Origin of the sequence: Bradyrhizobium stylosanthis (genome assembly GCF_001641335.1) — a bacterium.
GTDB classification, from domain to species: domain Bacteria; phylum Pseudomonadota; class Alphaproteobacteria; order Rhizobiales; family Xanthobacteraceae; genus Bradyrhizobium; species Bradyrhizobium stylosanthis.
Genome location: NZ_LVEM01000003.1, coordinates 280,810 through 299,944 on the forward strand (window position 1 = coordinate 280,810; position 19,135 = coordinate 299,944).

22 protein-coding genes are annotated in these 19,135 nt (G+C 61.6%); 5 read left to right on the plus strand and 17 right to left on the minus strand.

The genetic code is table 11. The features are described 5' to 3' along the window. Window position 1: 1 nt before the first annotated feature. From A7X65_RS21035 to A7X65_RS21045, 3 genes are read left to right on the plus strand one after another with little or no spacing between them, the layout of a single operon-like run. Window positions 2-1,537, plus strand: coding sequence for a class I adenylate-forming enzyme family protein (locus tag A7X65_RS21035; RefSeq protein ID WP_063688264.1), 1,536 nt, complete (start codon window positions 2-4; stop codon window positions 1,535-1,537). Beyond that, the gene (locus A7X65_RS21040) at window positions 1,534-2,622 is read left to right on the plus strand and encodes an NAD/NADP-dependent octopine/nopaline dehydrogenase family protein (protein WP_063688266.1); all 1,089 of its coding nucleotides are present in this window, start codon (window positions 1,534-1,536) and stop codon (window positions 2,620-2,622) included. The genes A7X65_RS21035 and A7X65_RS21040 overlap by 4 nt, the downstream gene beginning before the upstream one ends. Before the next feature lie 3 nt (window positions 2,623-2,625). Continuing rightward, complete coding sequence (locus A7X65_RS21045; RefSeq protein ID WP_063688268.1) at window positions 2,626-3,618, plus strand: 3-hydroxybutyryl-CoA dehydrogenase; 993 nt, start codon at window positions 2,626-2,628, stop codon at window positions 3,616-3,618. Here A7X65_RS21045 and A7X65_RS21050 read toward each other — a convergent pair. The 6 genes from A7X65_RS21050 to A7X65_RS21075 all read right to left on the minus strand — a co-directional run bounded on the left by A7X65_RS21050 (window position 3,615) and on the right by A7X65_RS21075 (window position 9,968). Next, window positions 3,615-4,661, minus strand: coding sequence for a 2,5-dihydroxypyridine 5,6-dioxygenase NicX family protein (locus tag A7X65_RS21050; protein WP_063688270.1), 1,047 nt, complete (start codon window positions 4,659-4,661; stop codon window positions 3,615-3,617). The genes A7X65_RS21045 and A7X65_RS21050 overlap by 4 nt on opposite strands. Before the next feature lie 38 nt (window positions 4,662-4,699). Further along, entirely contained in the window at window positions 4,700-5,467 is a 768-nt protein-coding gene (locus A7X65_RS21055; RefSeq protein ID WP_063688272.1) for an ABC transporter permease, read from the minus strand. Further along, window positions 5,464-6,249: an ABC transporter permease gene (locus tag A7X65_RS21060; RefSeq protein WP_063688274.1), complete on the minus strand. Its 786-nt coding sequence runs from the start codon at window positions 6,247-6,249 to the stop codon at window positions 5,464-5,466. Before A7X65_RS21060 ends, A7X65_RS21055 begins: the two co-directional genes overlap by 4 nt. Next, window positions 6,246-7,091 carry an ABC transporter ATP-binding protein gene (locus A7X65_RS21065; protein ID WP_063688276.1) on the minus strand — a complete coding sequence of 282 codons (846 nt, stop codon included), beginning with the start codon at window positions 7,089-7,091 and terminating at the stop codon, window positions 6,246-6,248. Before A7X65_RS21065 ends, A7X65_RS21060 begins: the two co-directional genes overlap by 4 nt. 119 nt (window positions 7,092-7,210) lie before the next feature. Next, a complete protein-coding gene (gene ilvD / locus A7X65_RS21070; RefSeq protein ID WP_063688278.1) occupies window positions 7,211-8,908 on the minus strand; it encodes a dihydroxy-acid dehydratase in 1,698 nt (565 codons plus the stop codon). Window positions 8,909-8,984: 76 nt separating this feature from the next. Then, window positions 8,985-9,968, minus strand: a complete 984-nt coding sequence (locus tag A7X65_RS21075) for an ABC transporter substrate-binding protein (protein WP_063690656.1) — start codon at window positions 9,966-9,968, stop codon at window positions 8,985-8,987. A 168-nt stretch (window positions 9,969-10,136) separates the two neighbouring features. On the opposite strand from A7X65_RS21075, the gene A7X65_RS21080 reads away from it, so the two are divergent. Then, window positions 10,137-11,045: an NAD(P)-dependent oxidoreductase gene (locus A7X65_RS21080; RefSeq protein WP_063688280.1), complete on the plus strand. Its 909-nt coding sequence runs from the start codon at window positions 10,137-10,139 to the stop codon at window positions 11,043-11,045. A gap of 21 nt (window positions 11,046-11,066) precedes the next feature. Here the strand turns inward: A7X65_RS21080 and A7X65_RS21085 are convergent, their stop codons facing one another. The 9 genes from A7X65_RS21085 to A7X65_RS21120 all read right to left on the minus strand — a co-directional run bounded on the left by A7X65_RS21085 (window position 11,067) and on the right by A7X65_RS21120 (window position 16,767). Further along, window positions 11,067-11,630 carry a flavin reductase family protein gene (locus tag A7X65_RS21085; protein WP_063688282.1) on the minus strand — a complete coding sequence of 188 codons (564 nt, stop codon included), beginning with the start codon at window positions 11,628-11,630 and terminating at the stop codon, window positions 11,067-11,069. 9 nt (window positions 11,631-11,639) lie between these two features. After that, window positions 11,640-12,869: an acyl-CoA dehydrogenase family protein gene (locus A7X65_RS21090; RefSeq protein ID WP_063688284.1), complete on the minus strand. Its 1,230-nt coding sequence runs from the start codon at window positions 12,867-12,869 to the stop codon at window positions 11,640-11,642. Window positions 12,870-13,032: 163 nt separating this feature from the next. Beyond that, a complete protein-coding gene (locus A7X65_RS21095) occupies window positions 13,033-14,295 on the minus strand; it encodes a CaiB/BaiF CoA transferase family protein (RefSeq protein WP_063688286.1) in 1,263 nt (420 codons plus the stop codon). 223 nt (window positions 14,296-14,518) lie between these two features. Next, window positions 14,519-14,947: a GNAT family N-acetyltransferase gene (locus A7X65_RS21100; RefSeq protein WP_063690658.1), complete on the minus strand. Its 429-nt coding sequence runs from the start codon at window positions 14,945-14,947 to the stop codon at window positions 14,519-14,521. A 63-nt stretch (window positions 14,948-15,010) separates the two neighbouring features. After that, window positions 15,011-15,304 carry a hypothetical protein gene (locus A7X65_RS21105; RefSeq protein ID WP_430643463.1) on the minus strand — a complete coding sequence of 98 codons (294 nt, stop codon included), beginning with the start codon at window positions 15,302-15,304 and terminating at the stop codon, window positions 15,011-15,013. Between the two features lie 2 nt (window positions 15,305-15,306). Continuing rightward, a complete protein-coding gene (locus tag A7X65_RS21110) occupies window positions 15,307-15,690 on the minus strand; it encodes a hypothetical protein (protein WP_156527937.1) in 384 nt (127 codons plus the stop codon). After that, complete coding sequence (locus A7X65_RS21115; protein WP_063688292.1) at window positions 15,681-15,932, minus strand: hypothetical protein; 252 nt, start codon at window positions 15,930-15,932, stop codon at window positions 15,681-15,683. The genes A7X65_RS21110 and A7X65_RS21115 overlap by 10 nt, the downstream gene beginning before the upstream one ends. Beyond that, window positions 15,932-16,081 (minus strand): hypothetical protein, encoded by a 150-nt coding sequence (locus A7X65_RS42710; protein ID WP_167358279.1) that lies wholly within the window; start codon window positions 16,079-16,081, stop codon window positions 15,932-15,934. The genes A7X65_RS21115 and A7X65_RS42710 overlap by 1 nt, the downstream gene beginning before the upstream one ends. A gap of 2 nt (window positions 16,082-16,083) precedes the next feature. Next, window positions 16,084-16,767, minus strand: a complete 684-nt coding sequence (locus A7X65_RS21120) for a hypothetical protein (protein ID WP_063688294.1) — start codon at window positions 16,765-16,767, stop codon at window positions 16,084-16,086. Between the two features lie 363 nt (window positions 16,768-17,130). On the opposite strand from A7X65_RS21120, the gene A7X65_RS21125 reads away from it, so the two are divergent. Beyond that, window positions 17,131-17,790: an SGNH/GDSL hydrolase family protein gene (locus A7X65_RS21125; RefSeq protein WP_063688296.1), complete on the plus strand. Its 660-nt coding sequence runs from the start codon at window positions 17,131-17,133 to the stop codon at window positions 17,788-17,790. On the opposite strand, the gene A7X65_RS21130 is transcribed toward A7X65_RS21125, so the two are convergent. Together A7X65_RS21130 and A7X65_RS21135 are read right to left on the minus strand one after the other, a co-directional pair. Beyond that, window positions 17,787-18,818, minus strand: coding sequence for a tail fiber protein (locus tag A7X65_RS21130; RefSeq protein ID WP_063688298.1), 1,032 nt, complete (start codon window positions 18,816-18,818; stop codon window positions 17,787-17,789). The two genes, A7X65_RS21125 and A7X65_RS21130, sit on opposite strands and share 4 nt — an antisense overlap. Window positions 18,819-18,874: 56 nt before the next feature. Further along, window positions 18,875-19,111, minus strand: a complete 237-nt coding sequence (locus tag A7X65_RS21135) for a hypothetical protein (RefSeq protein ID WP_063688300.1) — start codon at window positions 19,109-19,111, stop codon at window positions 18,875-18,877. Between the last annotated feature and the right edge of the window lie 24 nt (window positions 19,112-19,135).

Below are 19,135 nucleotides of genomic sequence, written 5' to 3' on the forward strand. Positions count from 1 at the left end.
AGTGGACCTCTGTAGTCTGATCGACCGCAACGCGGCGTTCGCGCCAGACAAGACAGCCATTGCCTTCGAAGGGGAACGGCTGAGCTATGCGGCGTTCGCCGCGCGCATCGAGCAGACAGCCACAGCCATGAAGCAGGAGCTCGGCGTCGGACGCGGCGATCGCGTGGCCATCCTCAGCCTGAACCGGCCAGACTACCTGGTTCTGCTCTACGCATGCGCGCGGCTCGGCGCGATTCTGGTGCCGCTGAATTGGCGGCTGGCGGTCGCCGAGCAACTGTTCATTCTTACCGATGCGAGCGCCAAGGTGCTGGTGCTCGAACAGGCCTTTGCCGGAGTTCTGGCCGAACTTGCACAAACAGCGCCAGGCACGTCCGTTGTCGGCCTCGACTTCGCGCCGCCCGGTGGCACGACACTCGAAGGCCTGTTGACTGGCCGCGAAGGCAGCGGCCGCAACCCGCACACTGATCTCTCCTGCCCGCTCCTGATCGTCTACACGTCAGGAACGACCGGGCGACCGAAGGGCGCGGTGCTGCGGCAGGAGGCGCTATTCTGGAACGGCGTCATGAGCCAGCACATGCACAACATGACGTCCGACGATCATGTGCTGACCGTGCTGCCGTTCTTCCACGTCGGCGGCCTCAACATCCAGACCACGCCCGCGCTTCAACTCGGCGCGACGGTCACGATCCTCGCTCGTTTCACGCCGGACACTGCGCTCGTGACCATTGAGCGGGAACGGCCGACCCTGACAGTCATGGTACCCGCGATCATTCAGGCCGTGAGCGAGCATCCCGCATGGGCCTCAGCCGACCTCTCGTCACTCAAAGCCGTCGCCACCGGCTCGACCATCGTGCCACCGCATTTGATCGACCGCTTCGTTGCGCGCAGCGTGCCAGTCCTTCAGGTCTACGGCTCGACCGAAACCTGCCCCATCGCCGTCTACACGCGGCTTGGCGGCGATCTTTCGCGCGCGGGATCGACCGGGCTTGCAGGCCTGTGCTGCGAAGCCAAGGTGATCGATCAGGCCGGCAGGGAAGTTCCGGCGGGCACGCCGGGTGAGATCGCGGTGCGCGGTCCCAACGTATTCTTCGAGTATTGGGGCAATGCGGATGCGACACGCGAGGCGTTGCACGACGGCTGGTATCGCACCGGCGATATCGGCCTGTGCGACGCCGACGGCTATTTCTGGGTTCGCGACCGCAAGAAGAACATGATCATTTCCGGCGGCGAGAATGTCTATCCGGCCGAGGTCGAGCGTGTCCTCCTCGAACATCCCGATGTCAGCGAATGCGCTGTAATCGGCCGTCCGGATCCGCGCTGGGACGAGGTACCTGTTGCGTACGTCATCCGACGATCCGGATGCGGGATCGAAGCGGACGAGCTGAGAGCTCATGTTCAGGCGCAGCTCGCGCGCTACAAAATCCCCCGTGACATCGTCTTCGTTACCGATCTGCCGCGTACGGCACTGGGCAAGGTCCAGCATTTCCTGCTGAAGCAGCTTGATGCGCGCTCGCGCGCGCAAGGAGAAGCATCTTGAAGATTGCAGTCCTGGGTGGGGGAAACGGCTCCTTCGCGGCCGCGGGCGATTTCGCGCTGTCGGGGCACGTGGTCCGGCTCTGGCGCCGTGACGCGGATCAGGTCGCAGCACATGTTGCCGCCGGTTCGCGCATTGTGGTGAAGGATCACAACGGTCGTCATGACGTCAAGCTCGGGCTGGTGACGACCGACATCGCCGAAGCCGTCAACGAGGTCGAGCTGATCGTCTGCCCTGCCCCCGCTTTCGCCCAGCCGGACATTGCCCGGCTGCTCGCACCGCACCTGCGGGACGGACAGGTCGTGTTCCTGCCGCCAGCGACATTCGGCTCGATGATTTTCGCACAGGCCGCGCGGGAGGCCGGCAACCCGGCCTCAGCGAGCTTTGCCGAGACCGGCACATTGCCCTGGCTCACCCGCAAGCACGGGCCGTTCGAAGTCGCAATCACCATTCGCGCCAAGCGATTGCCCGTCGGTGTCTTTCCGCTGGATCAGGCGCCGCACGCGCTCGACGTGATCGGACGCGCCTTCCCCGACGCGATCGAACCATGCGGCGATGCACTGTCCGGCGCCCTGATGAACGCGGGGCCTATCATCCACCCGCCGCTGATCGTGATGAACGCCGGCCCGATCGAGCACTTCGAAAAGTGGGACATTCACAAGGAGGGGACGCAGGGTGCGATCCGCCGGGTTACCGACGCGCTCGACGCGGAGCGGATCGCCGTGCGCGAGGCACTGGGCTACGGCGCCCCCCATTTCCCGCTGGCGCACCACTATGCCAGGGAAGGCGAGATCTGGATGTACGGCCGCGGCTCGCACGACCGCCTGACCGATTCCGGCGACTGGCGTGAGCGGATCGTGCTGACCGAGCACCGCTATATGCGCGAGGATTTGCGGCTGGGCTTGTCGCTGCTGGTCTCCATCGCCTCCCTGGCGGGCGTGGCAACGCCACTGGCCAAGGCCTTCCTGGCCATCGGCGGAGCAATCTGCGGCGAGGATTTTGCTCAAGGCGGCCGGACGCTCGATACGCTCGGTCTTGGCAACCTCGGCAAGGCCGAATTGCAGACGCTGCTTCGCAATGGATTTTGACCAATGACCGGTCGCGCTGACATCGCCTGTCTCGGAGCCGGCCGCATGGGGCGCGGCATCGCAGTCGCGTTCGCCTACGCGGGGCATACTGTCACGATGATCGACATCAAGGGCCGCTCAACCGAGGAATTTGCGAAGCTGGAGGTCGACGCACTCGGCGAAGTCAGGAAGACCTTTGCAAGCCTCGCGAAGCTGGGGCTGCTGACCGAGGCGGATGTTGATCCGCTCATCGCGCGCGTGTCGGTGGTGCCGGCCGGTCAGGGTGACGCAGCACTCACTGAAGCCGGAATGGTCTTCGAGGGCGTTCCTGAGGTCGTCGAGCTCAAGCGGGACGTGCTCGGCGCGGCTTCAAGGCGGGTCGGTCCTGAGACGATCATTGCATCGACCACGTCGACCATCCTGGTCGACGATCTCTCCGGTGCGATCGTGAACCCGCGTCGCTTTCTCAACGTGCACTGGCTCAACCCGGCCTATCTTATTCCGCTGGTCGAGGTCTCGCCAGGTAAAGCCACCGATCCCGCTGTCGTAGCGGAGGTCAAGGCGCTGCTTGAAGGAATCGGAAAGGTCCCGGTGGTCTGCGCCGCGACGCCCGGCTTCATCGTCCCGCGCATCCAGGCGCTGGCGATGAACGAGGCCGCGCGCATGGTCGAGGAAGGCGTCGCGAGCGCCGAGGACATCGACAAGGCGATCCGATACGGCTTCGGCTTCCGCTATGCCGTGCTCGGGCTGCTGGAATTCATCGACTGGGGCGGCGGCGACATTTTGTACTACGCCAGCCGTTATCTCGAGGGCGCGCTCGGCAGCGACCGTTATCGGGCGCCCGAGGTGATTTCGAAGAACATGCACGAGGGCCGGATCGGTCTGCGCACGGGCGCCGGCTTTCTCGATTATTCAGGCATGGACGTTGACGCCTATCGGGTCAAGCGTCTGCAGGCCATGGTGGACCTGCTCCGTCACTTCAACCTGGCTCGCCCGCCTGTGCTCGACCGAAACTAGCCGAAGACGTCCTGGAGCACCCCGTCCCGGACCACCGCGACACCATCGAGCTCGATGGTCGTTCCCATCATCGGCAGATCGAAATGACCTGCCGTGTAGCGGCCGGCGAATTCGTTTGCTCCGGTCGAGAACAGGAAATTGCCGGACACGGCACGGATTTCCGTGCCGTTGGTGTCGCGCTGATCGTACATGGATAGCGCTTCGTAGCGCGCGCCCGGATTCATGCCGAAGCCGACATGGGACACAGCGTAGGCCTCGCGGTCGCCCCAGGCGGCAAGATAGGCGCGCATCATCGCGGCATCCGTGCCCTCGCCTTCCAGTTCGACGACATAATCGTCCTTCAGCGTCATCTTGACCGGCGAGGTCAGGTAGCGCTTGAAGGTCAGGTTGATGTCGCCGGGCGCCATCACCAGCGTGCCGTTGATCGTCCCGCTCTTGGGGAAGCTGACGACGATGCCGCCGGGCCAATGTGCCAGCGTGCCGGGCTTGTCGGTCCAGCCCCACACACCGACCGTTGAAGCCCCCACCATGTCGACGTCGAGCGCCGTGCCGGCCTTCGACGTCACCTGCATGCGCTTGGTTCCGCGCAGCATTTTGGCCGCGGCGCGGACGCGTTTCTCCAGCGCCGGATCCGGCACCATCCGTTCCAGCGCCTCTGGATGCTCGTTCGAGATCACCAGGATTCGCGCGCCTGCTTTGAGGATCTCAGGCGTCTCCACCGCATGCATCAAGCCCTCGATGGTGCAATCCACGACAAAGCCGGCCTGCTGAAGTGCAGTGATGACCGGACCAAGCTTTTGGATCGCCTCGCTCGCCCCGGTCGAGCGGACCGGAACGATATTCCGATTGCGCGGCGTCGGCATCACGACGTGGAACGGCCGCGCGCCCATGCGCAGCAGTGCGAGCTCTGCCAGATGAACATTCAACGCGCGCGACTGGGTTTCCGAGAGAATTGCCGCGGTATCGCCGGCCTTGACGGCGCATCGCTCAAAGATCTCACAAAATGCGTCGATCCATTTTGCTTCGATGCGATCGGCCAGCATGCTTCTCTCCCGGTATCCTAGTTTATTGTTCAGTCAAATCACGCTTCGGGAAAGCCCCGCAAGAGGTACGATCGCACGGCGCCCAACAAGGCGTTCAGAATCAACCCCAGCAGCGAGATCGTGATCAATGGCACGAACATGTCGACGGCCTGGAACGTCCGCGCCGCCGTAACGAGGGCATGACCGAGCCCGTCCGTCGACGTGATCATCTCAGCCAGAAACACCACGATGCAGGAAATGACAAGGCCGATCCGGCACCCAGTCAGGATCGACGGCATCGCCGCGGGCAAGATCACCCTGAACAGGATTTCGTATCGGGATGTGCCCGCCGCCATCGCCGACCAGATCAGTTTTTGCTCGACGGTCGATGCGCCATAATAGGTCGACAAGAGAATAGGAAAAAGTGCGTCCGCCGTCACCAGCGCGATCTTCGATCCGTGGCCGAAACCGAGCAGCAGGAGCAGTGCAGGATAGAGCGCGACCTTGGGCAACGGTGCCAACACCCGCACGATCGGCCGAACCACCGCGTTGATTGCCGGATTTGCGGCGGCGGCGATGCCGATACTGACTCCGAGCACGACCGCGATCGCAAAACCTGCAAACAGCCGGACCAGGGTCGCCGCGATCTCCTGCTGAAATGTCCACGACACGAGCTGTTGAAGAAGGCGGCTGAAGACATAGCCCGGGGGCGGCAGCAAGGTCGCCGGCGCAAAGCCGAACGAGACGAGGCCCTGCCACGCCGCTATGACTAGAGCGATCGGCGCGAGCCCGAGGAGGAGGTTTGCCGAGATGAGGCGCGATGTCATGAGAAGCTCAGGGGCATGTCGAACTGAGGCTCGGACCAGCGCACCAGCCTGGCGCGGATCCGCTCGAAGATCGCATCGAGGCAGATGCCCATTGCTCCCACGATGATGATCATCGCGAAGACAGTGTCGTATTGCCCCATGTCGAGCGCATTGAACAGGATGTTACCTGCGCCCGACTGACGGGCGATCATCTCACTGGTGATCATCGTGATCAGCGCCAGCACCAATCCCGTGCGGCACCCGGTCAGGATCTCCGGCAGCGCGGCAGGCAGCACGATCCGGACCAGGCGCTGCAGGGGCGAGAGACCCATCGCTGCGCCTGACCACAACATCTTCTCTTCCACCGCTTTCGCACCCTCGAAGCTGTGATAGATCACGGGCAGGCTGACGCCGAGGAAGATCACCAGCGTCTTTGTGACGTCGCCGACGCCCAGCCACAGCATGATGATGGGCATCAAGGCTGCCTTCGGGACCGGATAGATCACCATCAGGAGCGGATTGAAGAAGGCTGCGACGGCCCGGCTGCGCCCCATCAAGAGGCCAAGCGGAATCGAGAAAAGCACGGCTACACCGAACCCCATCGCCATACGGCGAAGCGAGGCCAGGATGTTGATCAGGGCTTCCTTGTCGCCAAGGATGTCAGGAACCGCACGAATCGCCTCGATCGCCGTTGGAAAGCTGTCGTTCTTCAATACCAGCGAGGCAACCTGCCACACTGCCAGCAATCCGATGCAGGCCAGCACCGGAGCGGCACGTCTGGTCAGGGCGGTTGGCGATATCACGTGGCAGACCCGGCTTCATCGCTCTCGTCGAACATGCGCTCGATGTCGACGACGTATTTCTGATAGCGCGGATCGAGCAGCAGTTCGCTGCGGCGGCGCGGCCGCGGAAGATCGATGTCGATCACTTGCCGGATGCGGCCGGGCGATTTCGACATCATCACGACCTTGTCCGACAGGAAGACAGCCTCGTCGACCGAATGGGTCACGAACAATACCGTCTTGCGGTCGCGCTCCCAGATATTCAGCAGGTCGTTCTGCAGGCGCGTCCGGGTGTGGGCGTCCAGTGCCCCGAACGGCTCGTCCATCAACAGGACCTCAGGATGGTAGGCAAGCGTCCGCGCGAGCGCCACGCGCTGCTTCATGCCGCCCGACAGCTCCTTGGGATAGAAATTCTCGTAGCCCTTGAGGCCAACCATCTCGATCAGCGAACGGCTCAGCGCATCAGCCTCGCTCGCCCGCACACCTTGCTGGCGCGGCCCGTACATCACATTGCCAAGGACCGTCTTCCAGGGAAACAGTGCAAACTCCTGGAACACCGGTCCGCGATCCGGACCGGGTCCTGTGATCGCCTGCCCCTTGATCCTCGCCGCACCACTGGTTGGGCTGACGAAACCGCCGACGATGTAAAGCAGTGTCGACTTGCCGCAGCCGGATGGCCCAAGAATTGAAACGAAGGCCCCTTCCTCGATCGTCAGCGAGATGTCCGAGAGCGCCAAATGATCCTTGCGCGCCGAGGTCTGAAAAACCTGCGAGACGCGGTCGATCTCGATGATCGCAGAAGCCGGCTTTTGTGACGCCACCGGTTTCACCCATTCGCTCGATCTCGAAGGCACTACCTTCATCCCGTTCTCACTTCACGCGTGCCATGTCGCACAACAAGTCTGCCGAATGCCCTCCGTCAGCTGAACGAGCTTAGCAAGAAACTTGCCAGATCGACTGCTGTTTCCGCCACCCACGCGGCTCATTGTTCGAACCAGGGCCATTCTGCCGGGCCCTCATGCGTCACGGCTCCGCCCGGCGCCTGCCCGACGAGACGCGCATATTTCGCGAGCGCACCTGCGCGGTGACGTGGCGGCCGCGGTTTCCAATCGCGCTGTCGCGCCGCGAGCTCTTGCTCGTCGAGCAGCACATCCATCCGGCGGCTGGCCGCGTCAATGCGGATCCTGTCACCGTCGCGAACGAGCGCCAGCGGACCGCCAACGAACGCTTCGGGGGAGACATAGCCGATGCACATGCCGCGGGTGGCGCCCGAGAACCGGCCGTCCGTGATCAGGGCCACCTTCTCGCCCATACCCTGGCCATAGATCAACGCGGTGACGCCGAGCATCTCGCGCATGCCGGGGCCGCCGACGGGTCCTTCGTTGCGAATAACGAGAACTTCGCCCGGCCTGTAGCTTCGGTCACGAACCGCCTTGACACAGGCCTCCTCGTCTTCGAAGACGCGGGCAATCCCCTCGAAGTATTGGCTCTTCAGGCCAGCGACCTTGATCACCGCCCCGTCTGGACAGAGATTGCCCTTCAGCACCGCCACACCGCCATCCGGCATGATCGGGGCACGCGAGGTGTAGACGATCTCTCCATCAGGCGCGTTGGCAGCGCCGTATTCCTCCGCGAGTGTACGGCCTGTGATGGTCAGGCAGCTGCCATCGATATGCCCACTCTGAATCAACTCCCGGATCACGACCGCAGCGCCGCCGATATCGTAGACGTCCTTCGCCGTGTATTTGCCCCCAGGCCGCAAGTTTCCGATCAGTGGTGTCCTGGCAAAGACCTCACCGACGTCATCGATCGTGAATGCGATGCCGGCCTCGTTCGCGATGGCGGGCAGATGCAGCGCAGCGTTGGTCGAGCCGCCCGTCGCAGCAACGATCGCCGCACCGTTCTCGAGGGATTTTCGCGTCACGATGTCGCGTGGCAACGGCCCGCCTCGCTCCAGCATCTCCATGATCAGTCGCCCCGCGCGCCGCGAGATCTGCGCGCGTTCAGCATAGACGCCGGGCACCATCGAAACGTTTGGAATGGTCAGGCCCATTGCCTCCGACACCATCCCCATGGTGTTCGCGGTGAACTGGCCAGCACATGCGCCGATGGTCGGAAGACATGCACGCTCAATCCGCTCTAGCGTGGCGCCGTCGATCTCACCCGTCATGAAACTGCCGACAGCCTCGTAGGAATCGAGCACAGTCAGCGTCCGCCCGTCCACGCGCCCGGGCAGCGAGCTGCCGCCATAGATGAAAATGGACGGCACGTTGCAACGGACCATGCCCATCATCACGCCGGGAAGGGTCTTGTCGCATCCGCCGTACCCGATCAGCGCGTCGTAAGCCAGGCCATGGACGACGGCTTCGATCGAATCGGCAATCAGCTCGCGCGAAAAGAGGGAAAACTTCATTCCCTCATGATTCATGCTGATGCCGTCGGAGACCGACACGGTCGAGAATTCGCGGGGCGTGCCGCCCGCCTCCTCAATTCCGGTCTTCGCTGCGGCCACCTGGAAGTCGTGAGTCATGTTGCAGGGCGTCTGCTCGCCCTTCATGCTGACGACGCCAACCATAGGCCTGGCAATCGCGGCGTCGTCGAGCCCCATCGCACGCATGAAAGCGCGGTGCGGGGCGCGGTCGAGCCCCTCTGTCGTCACCCGTGATCGCAACTTCTTCATGCGTGCATCTTCTTCATGCAACGCCCGGACGACCGGGCAGTTGCGATCTGACTGTTCGGATAGCTCGTTCTACCGCCTATTCCAGCGGAGCGACGATCGTCGGGTGCTTGAACTGAGCAACATCCAGCTTCGGCAGCATTCCCGTCTCTGCATAGATATCGAGCATCTTCTGAATCGCAGGGAAATTCGGCGCCGCCCCGGGATCACGGCCAAAGTCGTTGTCCTTGAGCAGATAAGTTTCCAGTACCGGAACCGGTGCCTTCAGCACTTCGGACACAACCTTCAAGGTCTCTTCGCGGTTCGCCAAGGCCTTCTTCATGCCTGACGTGATGTCGCGGACATAGGCCTTGACCAGTTCCGGATTCTTGTCGACGAAATCGGCACGGCAGGCTTCCAGAATGTGCACGATGTTCGGCATGGCCTGCGACAGCGAGAACAGTTTGCGGGTGCCGCCCTTCGCCTCAGCGCGCGCGGCAAACGGCTGGTTCATGTTGACGGCGTCAACGCGGCCCTGGCGTAACGCGTCCTCTGAGACGGCAAACCCGACCTCGACCAGCTTGATATCCTTGGCGGGATCGACACCGTTCTGCTTCAGGAGCAGATTGAACGGCCCCTGCGTGCCGCCCCCGATCACGGAAATGCCGACAGTCTTGCCCTTGAGGTCGGCAATGGTCTTGATCGGCGAGTCGTCCATCACGGCCCAATAGACCGAAAAGCCGCCCGGCTTCTCGAACACATGTTGCGCCACGATGTAGGCCTTGAGATTGCCGCCAACCACACCATTGGAGAGCGACAGCGGCGCCTGCGTCGCGCAATCCAGAGCGCCCGCGGCCAATGCCTGCGTCATCGGTGCGGTACCCTGAAATTGGGTCCATTCAATGTTGTAGGTCTTACCGATATTGGGGAATTCAGCCGGCCTGCGCATCATCCAGTATTTGGATTCCTCGGCCGGAATGGTCCAGCCGACGCGGATCGTCTGCTGCGCCCGTGACGGACCTGCGCCCGCAATCACGGCCACCACCACAGCGGTTGCCAGCATCAACCTCGAAACCGTTCGCATCGCGCCCACTCCGTTGCTCCGGCGCCGACCGGCGCCACCCACCCCGACCGGTCCAAATGTTTCATGGTTCAAACAATCAAGCAAGCCATGCAAGCCCACCCGGTTTCGCCGTTGCACGTCCCATGTATGGTAGGTCGGCAGTTGCGCTGCGACAGGAGGAAGCAACTTATGGCTGATACCAGCAAGACAAACTCGCAAGGCGTCGAGCGGCTCGGCTACCTCGGCCTCGGGCTGATGGGGACCCCCATGACCCATCGCCTGCTCAAGGCTGGCTATCAGGTCACGGTCTGGAACCGCTCAGAGAGCAAAATCGCGCCGCTCACCGACGCCGGCGCCATGCGCGGACCGATGCCCTGCGACGTCATGACTGGGTCGGACATCATCTTCATGTGCGTCACTGACGCCGCGGCGGTGGAAGAAGTGATATTTGGAGCTGGAGGTCTTGCGGCCGCTCCCGGTGCGGGCAAGCTTGTCGTCGACTTCTCCTCGATCCATCCTGACGCAGCGCGCGACCTTGCGAGGCGGCTGAAGGAGGCCAATGGCGCGGGCTGGATCGATGCACCCGTATCCGGCGGCACCAAGGGCGCCGAGGAAGGCACCCTCGCAATCATGGCCGGCGGAGATGCCGCCGACATCGAAAGGGTACGCCCCTACGTCCTCGCGATGGCGCGCAGGTTCACCCACATGGGCCCCACCGGCGCGGGCCAGACGACCAAGCTGTGCAATCAAGTGATCGTCGGATGCGCGATGGCCGTTCTTGCGGAAGCAACGCGCCTTGCCGTGAACTCGGGAATTGACGCCAATCGCTTGCCCGAAGCGCTTGCCGGTGGCTTTGCGGATTCCATTCCGCTTCAGCTCTTCGTGCCACGAATGGCCCAGGGCATTCACGCTCCGCCGCTTGGTCACATCGCAACAATGCTCAAGGACCTCGATACCGTTGCCGATGTCGCGCAGTCGACATCGACGCCTGTGCCGATGACATCGCTTGCCGGGCAACTCTTCAGACTGGCGAAGGCCGCGCGTGGCGCGGATGCTGACGCGCTGGAGATCTACAAATTATCATCGGCGGAACATTGATCCGTCGAATACGAGCAAGCTCTAGGGCGAATTCTTGCGGTCATCGTCGGCAAGAAACCGGCCATATGCCCCTCGCGCAAACAGCAGAGATTCCTTGGCATTGTAGGCATAGGCCTCGACTGCTCCGAGAAAGATCACGTGATCGCCGCCGTAGTAGCGGTTGACGGAGCGGCATTGAAAACTGGCGACGCTTTCGGCCAGCACCGGCGCGTTGCCGAGGCCGGGTGCCCAGGCGACGCCGGCGAACTTGTCCTCGGAGGATTTGGCGAACTTGTTCGCAAGTGCCTGCTGGGACGTGCTGAGGACATGGACGGTGAAGTGACTGGCATTCTGAAACACCGGCAGGCTCGAGGAGTAGACCCCAAGGCTCCAGAGGACCAGAGGAGGGTTCAAGGAGACCGACGCGAAGGAATTGCAGGTGATACCATAGGGCTTCCCGTCATCCGCCGTGGCCGTGATGATCGTTACCCCGGTCCCGTAAGTACCGAGCGCATTCCGAAAATCACGGGGATCGATCGGCGAGCTGTCGCTCGCGAGTTCGTTGGCTGGATCGGGAACGGCCGACTGCTTCGGCAGATCATTCATCGGCCGGCCTCACAGCGTAAGATTCTCGGACGGCAGGCCCAGCGCCACACGTCCATAGTTGGTTCCGGCCGCGTCGAAGTTGAACGCGAGATGCGAGTTGATCGCATGCGCATCGCGGAACTGCCGCTGCAACACCCCCGTCGTGAACAGGCCACGAGCCCCGCTCGCCGCAAACAACATCGAGACCGCATCCGTACACAGGTTCACCGAAAATGACCCGTCACGCCGATACCTGGTCTTGGCTGCCATATCGGGAATATGGCCGCGTCTTGCATCCTCCATTGCGTCGATACAAACCGAGCGCATGATCAGGCGCGCCGCGTCGATCTTGGCGGAGGCCTCCGCGATCTTGATCTGCGTGCTTTGAAAGTCGCTCAGCTTGGCCCGGTTGTAGGTGGAGATCCGGTGACGCGCGACCTCGATATAGTCGTTCAGGCAGGCTTGCGCATTGCCGAGCGCAACGCCGGACAACACGTAAGGAAACAACGAAAATACAGGCAAGGCGTACAATGGATTGGGATTGACCTTGCTTCCCGGTGTCCGGCCGCCGGTAAGCGCGCCAACGGCGACCGTCATATCGTCGGCCACAAAGGCGCCGCGGACTTCCACATCGCAAGATCCCGTGCCACGCAGTCCTGCGACGTTCCACGTGTCGAGTACCTTATAATCGTCCTTCGGAAGCAGAAAGATCCGATACTCGATGCCGTCGGCCTCGTCCTCTGAGGAAACCACGCTCGCAAGCATATTCCATTCGCAAGACGCGACGCCGGACGAGAACGGCCAGCTTCCATGCAACTGGTATCCACCCTTGACCTTCGTGGCGCGTCCGGCAGGAAAGATAAACGAGGAAGCGATCAGCGCATTGGGATCACGGCCCCAGACCAGATCCTGCGCCCTTTGCTCGAACATGCCGAGCATCCAGTGATGGCTCGCCAGATTGGCGAGATTCCACGCAACCGAAGCGTCGGCCTGGCCAAGCAGATCGGCGCAGTCGATGAGGGCGACGTAGTCAAGCTCGGCACCGCCGACGCGCTTGGGTTGAAGCATCCGGAACAGGCCGGCCTCGTGCAGATCCCGTTCGGTCTCGGGCGGCAGGCATCGCAGCTCCTCCGTTCGTGCAGCCCGCTCTCGCAGCCGCGGCAAGAGCGCCCGCGCCCTGGCGATCATTGCCGCATAGGCACGCTCACCGGATCCAAGCCCCTCGGACTCGCCCACGCTCGGCTCTTGACCAGGCGCCATTCCGCATCCCTCGCTTTCCCACATTTATGCGGCGGGAGCATCGCCAAATCAAGCCAATCGCTCTGGACCCGGCTACCCGAAAGGAAGCGATATCGCGAACACCGATATCGTGAAGCAGTGCCCAGAAGCCGCGGAGCCTGCCCACGAGGTCGACCGCTCTGACTTAAACCGAGCCCTTGCCCGATCCAAAGACTCCCTTTTGGCTGAACTCAGCGATCCGATGCTGGTCGTAGCCAAGTGTGTTCCGCAAGATGTCCGAGGTATGCTCGCCCAGCAGAGGCGCCGCCACCGGATCGATCGCACCGGTCAGACTCATATTGATCGGCGTCTCGATGTTGGGGACCCAGTCCGCAGTCGGGTGCGGAATCCGGCTCAAGCGATGGCGGTCGCGGGCCTCGGGCGCGTTAAATCCTTCTTCGACGGTACGGAGATAACCGACTGGGATATTGGCCAACTTCATCTTTGCCATCCAGTTCTCCAGGGTATCACTAGCAAAGACTTCCGCGATGGCTGCCCGCAGAAGCTCCTTGTTCTCGGAACGCGCTTTGCGACTTGCGAATTTCGGATCGGTGATGAGATCAGGCCGGTTCAGCACCTCGACGACCAGTCGGCGATAGAGCCGGTCGTTGGCGCACGCCATATAGAGCGGCCCATCGGAGGCCTCGTACACGCCGACGGTGGGAGACCCGCTCGGCGAATTCCCGAACCGGCCGGGGTTTTGACCGTTGATCAGATAGGCCATGCCATAAAAGCCGGTCATCGCCATCGCAATGTCGAACAGGGCCACCTCGACGTGCTGGCCGCGGCCAAGCCGATCCCGCGCCAGCAGGGCGAGAAGAATGGCGTTACAAGCCGTCATTCCTGTCGCAATGTCCACGATAGGCGGGCCAGTGCGAACCGGGGGACCGTCGGCAAATCCGTTGAGCGACATGAAGCCGCTTTCCGCCTGGGTGATGGGATCGAAGCCGGGGCGCGAGGCGAACGGGCCGGAGCGTCCATAGGCGGAGATCGAGCAATAGACCAGCCGGGGATTGAGCGATGCGACCACATTGTAGTCGAGGCCGAATTTCTTCATGACCCCGCTCGAGAAATTCTCGACAACCACGTCGGCCTTACGGATCAGATCCAGTGCGATCTCGCGGGCCTCGGGCACGGCGAGGTCGAGCGCGATGCCTCGCTTGTTGCGGTTGAGACTAAGATAAGCAGCGGTCTCGCCGCCGATTTCGGCGTGCTCATATGCGCGCGTATCATCACCGCCGTCCGGGTTCTCGATCTTGATGACGCGTGCCCCGAAATCAGCCAGCGTCTGTGTGCAGGCCGGACCAGCAACGACGCGCGTGAAGTCGACGACCAGCAGACCATCGAGCGCCGCAGGCCCTTCCGTAACCCGCGACGAACGTTCCGGCAGTTGAGGCTTGGTGGACATCGGTGGCGCTCCCTTACATCGGCTTATGGTCGCCGAATTGCCCGCAGGAGCAAACTTAAAGCGCGGCGCAGCCGACTTCGCAAGTGCTTCAGCCACATACCTGAAAACGCAAAAAAGGCCCGGCAGCCATCAAGCTGCCGGGCCTTTCGAATATTCTGGGCGTACGAGCCAGAAGCGCGCACCGCTCAACATGGACAGTACGTTCCGCGCCGCGGGAAACTGCTCAGCGAAGCCGCTTTCGCCAGTAAAGCGTCCGCGGCCACGCCCAGGGCGCCTCTGGTTCGAAGAGCCGATACCCCGCCTGGATGAAGTTGTTTGCAGAAACCGTGTTGTCCGTTGTGTCGGACACGATGCTGTCCCAACCGATACGCCGCCCCCTCGCTTCGATTACACGCATCATCCTGCGCTGAAGACCTCGCCCCCAATGACGCTGCAGCACGCCAACCCTGCAGAAATAGCCGCCATTCTTCACGTGCGTCGATGGAAGCGCCCCGGCAAAAGCGACTGCATCGTCTCCATGAAAGGCAAGCCACCACGTTCCCAGGCCGAATTGCGGAATGGCAGCCGTATCGAAGAACGTCAAATGATGCAGATCGGACAATATCTCCGCAGTATCTTCATCGTATGCATCGACCATGCGGATGATGTACATGAGACGTCTCGTCAGCAAGGAATACCGTGAAAGGAAATGCGGCGACGCCGCCTTGGCGAAGGCTCACTTGCTCAGCACGACCTTGACGCCAAGCCAGACGGCGCCCATCAGGCCGGTCGCAAGTACTGTGATCACAGCTTTGAAAGTATAACTCTGCGCCTGCTCCACGCTCTTTCGCCACCGGCGAAGGTGCTGGAAGTCAGCCCTGATTTCTTTCCGGTCATCATCCTCGATTCCAAACGAGGCCATTACTGACGCGACCGCCTTCGCTACGATCGCGTCTATGCTGTCCTGCTGGAGCCTATGCTGCTCGGCCAGCGTTTCGACGACAATGGCTCTGATCTCGTCCTCTTGCATCTTCACCGCTTGATGATCCTTGCGACATTCTCGAACCCGCGCTTGGCGAAGTAGAAGGAGACGACAATATTGGCGGTGATCGCCGCAAAGCCCGCCAAGGCGTCAGTTGTGCCAAGGCCGAGAACCTTGTCCCAGACAAGGAGCTTCGCGAAATAAACCGTCACGCAGTATCCGATCAGCTTGTCGGGTTCATACCAATAACCGAGCTCGGCGGTTCTATACTGCATGACGGCGTTGGTTTCGGCCGTCTGCGATGCAATCTCGCCGGCCGCGAGATCCGCAGCGATCTTGGCGTCGACATTCTCGGCCTTCAGTTTCGCGCTGTAGGCATCGATCAGCGCCTTGACGACGGGGCCGCCGAGAAACGAGATGAGTGTCATCCACATTGATCTTTCCTTCGAAGGGTTCGCAGGCGCGCGATGATCGTCACGACGGAGATCACCAGCAGGATACGGCCTGTCGCCTTGGCGTCGCCGATAGCAGCGCTGATTTGATCTTTGACACCCGGATCGCCCAACGCATCGGCGAGGTCGTCGATGACCGAAGCCAGTACGCCGGTGACTGCGATGCAATAGCTCCAGGCCATGGTCACGGAATGCAAGCAGACCGCCTTGATCCTTGCGAGCATCACGATTTGCCTCGCAGCGTCGCAAGTCTTGCCTCAAGGGACTTGATCAGGGCGTCGGTCCCGGTCACAAGCCGAACGACCGGGTCCTTGCAGAACCAGCTGGTGGCAAAGCCGGCTGCGAAGAGCATAATGTCGAGCACTGTCCACATGTTCACTTCCTTCTAAAGATTGCTCTGACCAGATTGACAATGAATGCGCCGATCGAGCCCTTCGACGGGTTCGTCAATGAAGGCTTGGCTGGGACGGCTGCCGCCGGGCCCTTTGCGATCGCTCCCGCGAAACCAATTTCGGAATCGAGCTCCATCAGAGCGATGATGAGCGCCGCGCATCCCAATTGCGGATCGATCTTGCCCGGATCGTAGACGCCGTCCCGAACATACTTTCCGGCACGGTATTGGTTGGTGCCGGCCCAGAGATAGGGCGATGGCACGCTGCGGGCTGCGTAGCCGATGCCGTTATAGGTCTCGAGGGCCGTCAACGCCGCGGCGATCGACCAGTCCTTGTGGCGCGCAAGGAACGGCGGGCACCTGACCAGAGCGTCGATCGCGGCCGCCTCCCACGAGGTAAACGGACCGCGCCCGGCCGGAATATGGACCGAGACGCGATTCCAGGGGTCGCCCTGCGCCAGGGACGCCTTCCAGTTCTGTGAGGATTCCCGCTCGTGAATGACGGCAATCGCCGGCCAAGGGACACCTGTCTCTCGCTCGACGGCCTGGTATCGGCGCTTGGCTTGGTAAAGACGGGAGGAGACTTTGGCGGCTTCGGCTTTACGGGTCGGCTTGGCATTCGCCCAGCGAACGCCGTTCGCCCGAGTGAGGGCGTTTAGGTCTACCATGGGTTGATCTGCCAGGGGTTGCAATGGTAAATCTCGCAATCTGCAGCGTTGCGGCGCAGATCAGCGAACGAGCTAGATTTCTTTGGCGTGCTTATAGATCGCGTTGCCGCGATCTGCAGTTGCAGACACGATGCCCGAACGATTGATGGCGTCCAAGTTGGGAAGCTGGCGACACGTTGCTTGTGAGGCCAACCAAGTCCTATCCGACGCAGCAGTCGTCAAAGGATTGTCAGGAGAATATTTACGATGATGATTGGCTGCGCGTCGAACCGGGGGCTCGTTGATCAAACCAACCATTTCCTAGAATGGTTTCGAGTTCGCTCAGGGTCACAATTCGGGGTTGGATTTTTTGAATAGACGTTTATGTACGTTGCTATGGGAATGAGGGAAGTTATTCCATGGATAGTTGCTGCTGCCTGCACGATTGCGGCTGGCGCCTCTCTTTCAGAGATCCATCGGCTTAAAGGACGCATCGGCGACTTGACGCGCCACGAATTCCACGATCACAAAGACGTACGGGAATACATGATTGACGCGGCGCTGACCGACGCCCCCGAGCCCATCTTTGTACTCGGCGACAGCGTCACAGAGATGGCCCCTCTCCCGCGTCAGATGTGTGGGCATCCAGTCGTTAATGCGGGCGTCGGCGGCCAAACAATCTACGAAGCAGGCCAACTGGCCTCGCGGGTGCTCGGTGAGCGTGGCGCGTTTTTGATTGCCCTTGCGGTCGGAGCGAACGACGTCGGATCGCCATCGGCTCAGAGCGATTTCACCACATTAATTGATGTAGTTAAACCGCTCTCTAAGCGCCCGCTCGTGGCATTGGCCGTGACCTCCGACGTAGCGACGAACCGAGCAATTGCCGCTGCGGCTGCCGGGCGTGGCGTCGGCTTCGTGGCACCGCAGCTTCCAGCGACCGCCGACTCGATGATGCCGGATGGGGTTCACTATCGAGCCGCAGCGTACAACTCTTGGATTCCGGCCCTAGAGGATGCCATCACCAAGATGTGCCCGGCGCCCTAGATGACGCGAAGCAACTTGTTCGCGATGATGGTAGGCGGGACGATGGAATGAGCACTGCCGCCGGTGTTCGTTGACGTAGAGCTGATCGAATTCGACCCGGTCGAAGTGATCACGCTCAGTGGAACGACGCCGAGCGTGCCAAGCCGTCCGGGAGCGTAGTAGCCATAGCTTGTACCATTGTACGCAAGGAAACCGCCGTTATCCATTCCTGACGGGATTCCGCTGACAGTCGACGTGACCGTGATGGAGTTGATCCCGCTCGAATTTATACCAGGCGGTAATTCTCCTAGTGAAAGGCTGTGTGCCTGCGCGCCTCCTACAGCTCCCAACGCTGACGCATTCGCGCCGAAGTACGAAGCCGTCAGTCGGGTAGCCGCACTACCGCCCATGTCATCTTTGCCAGCGGTAACTCGCCCTCGTAGGTCAGGGATGTTGAACGTGGTCGATCCGTCTCCTGTGCCGTAGGTCGTCCCGAATAGAGAAAATAGCGTCGAGTATGCGGTCCGTGAAATCGCCTGGCCATAGCCAAGCACAAAGGAGCTATTCGGTGCTATCGCACCGAAAAAGTCGATACAAGATCCGATCGGCACGTTGTAAGGATTGTTGAAGAAGCCAACCAGATAGAATGCGGCATCACTGCTGTTGTAGAGCGCGGCATACGGCGTTCCCTCGACAACGGTCCCTGCCGGCAACTCAGCGGACGGTGCAGAACGAAGTGGCCTTGCGCCAAGACCATCCACGTTGATCGTCACGATCGCCCCGTTCGTCGCATGCGGCGTGAACGCGATCACTTGGCCATTTAGTTGAGAAAGCGTCTGGAACGCCTGGTAAGTGTTGACTGCATAGGCGGTGCTGGTCCCGCTGGTCACAATCGCACCAGCGACATCATCGCGATATTTTGCAATCGCTGCCATCATCGCACGCGCCGAATCGTTGACGCTGGAGGGCGACTGGCCTTCCGTCCAGTTGATCGTCGTATCCGCCGTCGCGTCGGCGGAAGCAGTTTGAGACCATTTGTAGAGAGTCATTTATGTATCCTAGATCTAAATCAGTTTGCTCACAGGTCGTCGTAAGGTTGAAGCCGTCAGTCCGCAGTCTTTACGCCCAGTGTCTCTACCTCTGCGCCGCACAGCTCGATGTATTGCGCACAGCGACACGACGGGGCCCGGGCCGTGAGGAGGTTTCGGATCACGCCGTCCGGGACGCCAGGATTCTCGCTTGCGATCCTGACCACACGGGTGTCGATGATGCCGTCGATTTCGGCCCGCAATTCCTCGATGCGCTCCTTAATCGTTGTCAGGCGCTGATGCTTCGCTGCCATTTGGCTTTTGGTCCTTCGTTTGAG

What these genes read in the sequence shown, in the direction of transcription:
- A7X65_RS21045 (WP_063688268.1), top strand. Translation starts at nt 2,626, where the DNA reads ATGACCGGTCGCGCTGACATCGCCTGTCTCGGAGCCGGCCGCATGGGG.
- A7X65_RS21050 (WP_063688270.1), bottom strand. Translation starts at nt 4,661, where the DNA reads ATGCTGGCCGATCGCATCGAAGCAAAATGGATCGACGCATTTTGTGAG.
- A7X65_RS21055 (WP_063688272.1), bottom strand. Translation starts at nt 5,467, where the DNA reads ATGACATCGCGCCTCATCTCGGCAAACCTCCTCCTCGGGCTCGCGCCG.
- A7X65_RS21065 (WP_063688276.1), bottom strand. Translation starts at nt 7,091, where the DNA reads ATGAAGGTAGTGCCTTCGAGATCGAGCGAATGGGTGAAACCGGTGGCG.
- ilvD (WP_063688278.1), bottom strand. Translation starts at nt 8,908, where the DNA reads ATGAAGAAGTTGCGATCACGGGTGACGACAGAGGGGCTCGACCGCGCC.
- A7X65_RS21075 (WP_063690656.1), bottom strand. Translation starts at nt 9,968, where the DNA reads ATGCGAACGGTTTCGAGGTTGATGCTGGCAACCGCTGTGGTGGTGGCC.
- A7X65_RS21080 (WP_063688280.1), top strand. Translation starts at nt 10,137, where the DNA reads ATGGCTGATACCAGCAAGACAAACTCGCAAGGCGTCGAGCGGCTCGGC.
- A7X65_RS21085 (WP_063688282.1), bottom strand. Translation starts at nt 11,630, where the DNA reads ATGAATGATCTGCCGAAGCAGTCGGCCGTTCCCGATCCAGCCAACGAA.
- A7X65_RS21090 (WP_063688284.1), bottom strand. Translation starts at nt 12,869, where the DNA reads ATGGCGCCTGGTCAAGAGCCGAGCGTGGGCGAGTCCGAGGGGCTTGGA.
- A7X65_RS21095 (WP_063688286.1), bottom strand. Translation starts at nt 14,295, where the DNA reads ATGTCCACCAAGCCTCAACTGCCGGAACGTTCGTCGCGGGTTACGGAA.
- A7X65_RS21100 (WP_063690658.1), bottom strand. Translation starts at nt 14,947, where the DNA reads ATGTACATCATCCGCATGGTCGATGCATACGATGAAGATACTGCGGAG.
- A7X65_RS21105 (WP_430643463.1), bottom strand. Translation starts at nt 15,304, where the DNA reads ATGCAAGAGGACGAGATCAGAGCCATTGTCGTCGAAACGCTGGCCGAG.
- A7X65_RS21110 (WP_156527937.1), bottom strand. Translation starts at nt 15,690, where the DNA reads ATGTGGATGACACTCATCTCGTTTCTCGGCGGCCCCGTCGTCAAGGCG.
- A7X65_RS21115 (WP_063688292.1), bottom strand. Translation starts at nt 15,932, where the DNA reads ATGCTCGCAAGGATCAAGGCGGTCTGCTTGCATTCCGTGACCATGGCC.
- A7X65_RS42710 (WP_167358279.1), bottom strand. Translation starts at nt 16,081, where the DNA reads ATGTGGACAGTGCTCGACATTATGCTCTTCGCAGCCGGCTTTGCCACC.
- A7X65_RS21120 (WP_063688294.1), bottom strand. Translation starts at nt 16,767, where the DNA reads ATGGTAGACCTAAACGCCCTCACTCGGGCGAACGGCGTTCGCTGGGCG.
- A7X65_RS21125 (WP_063688296.1), top strand. Translation starts at nt 17,131, where the DNA reads ATGTACGTTGCTATGGGAATGAGGGAAGTTATTCCATGGATAGTTGCT.
- A7X65_RS21130 (WP_063688298.1), bottom strand. Translation starts at nt 18,818, where the DNA reads ATGACTCTCTACAAATGGTCTCAAACTGCTTCCGCCGACGCGACGGCG.
- A7X65_RS21135 (WP_063688300.1), bottom strand. Translation starts at nt 19,111, where the DNA reads ATGGCAGCGAAGCATCAGCGCCTGACAACGATTAAGGAGCGCATCGAG.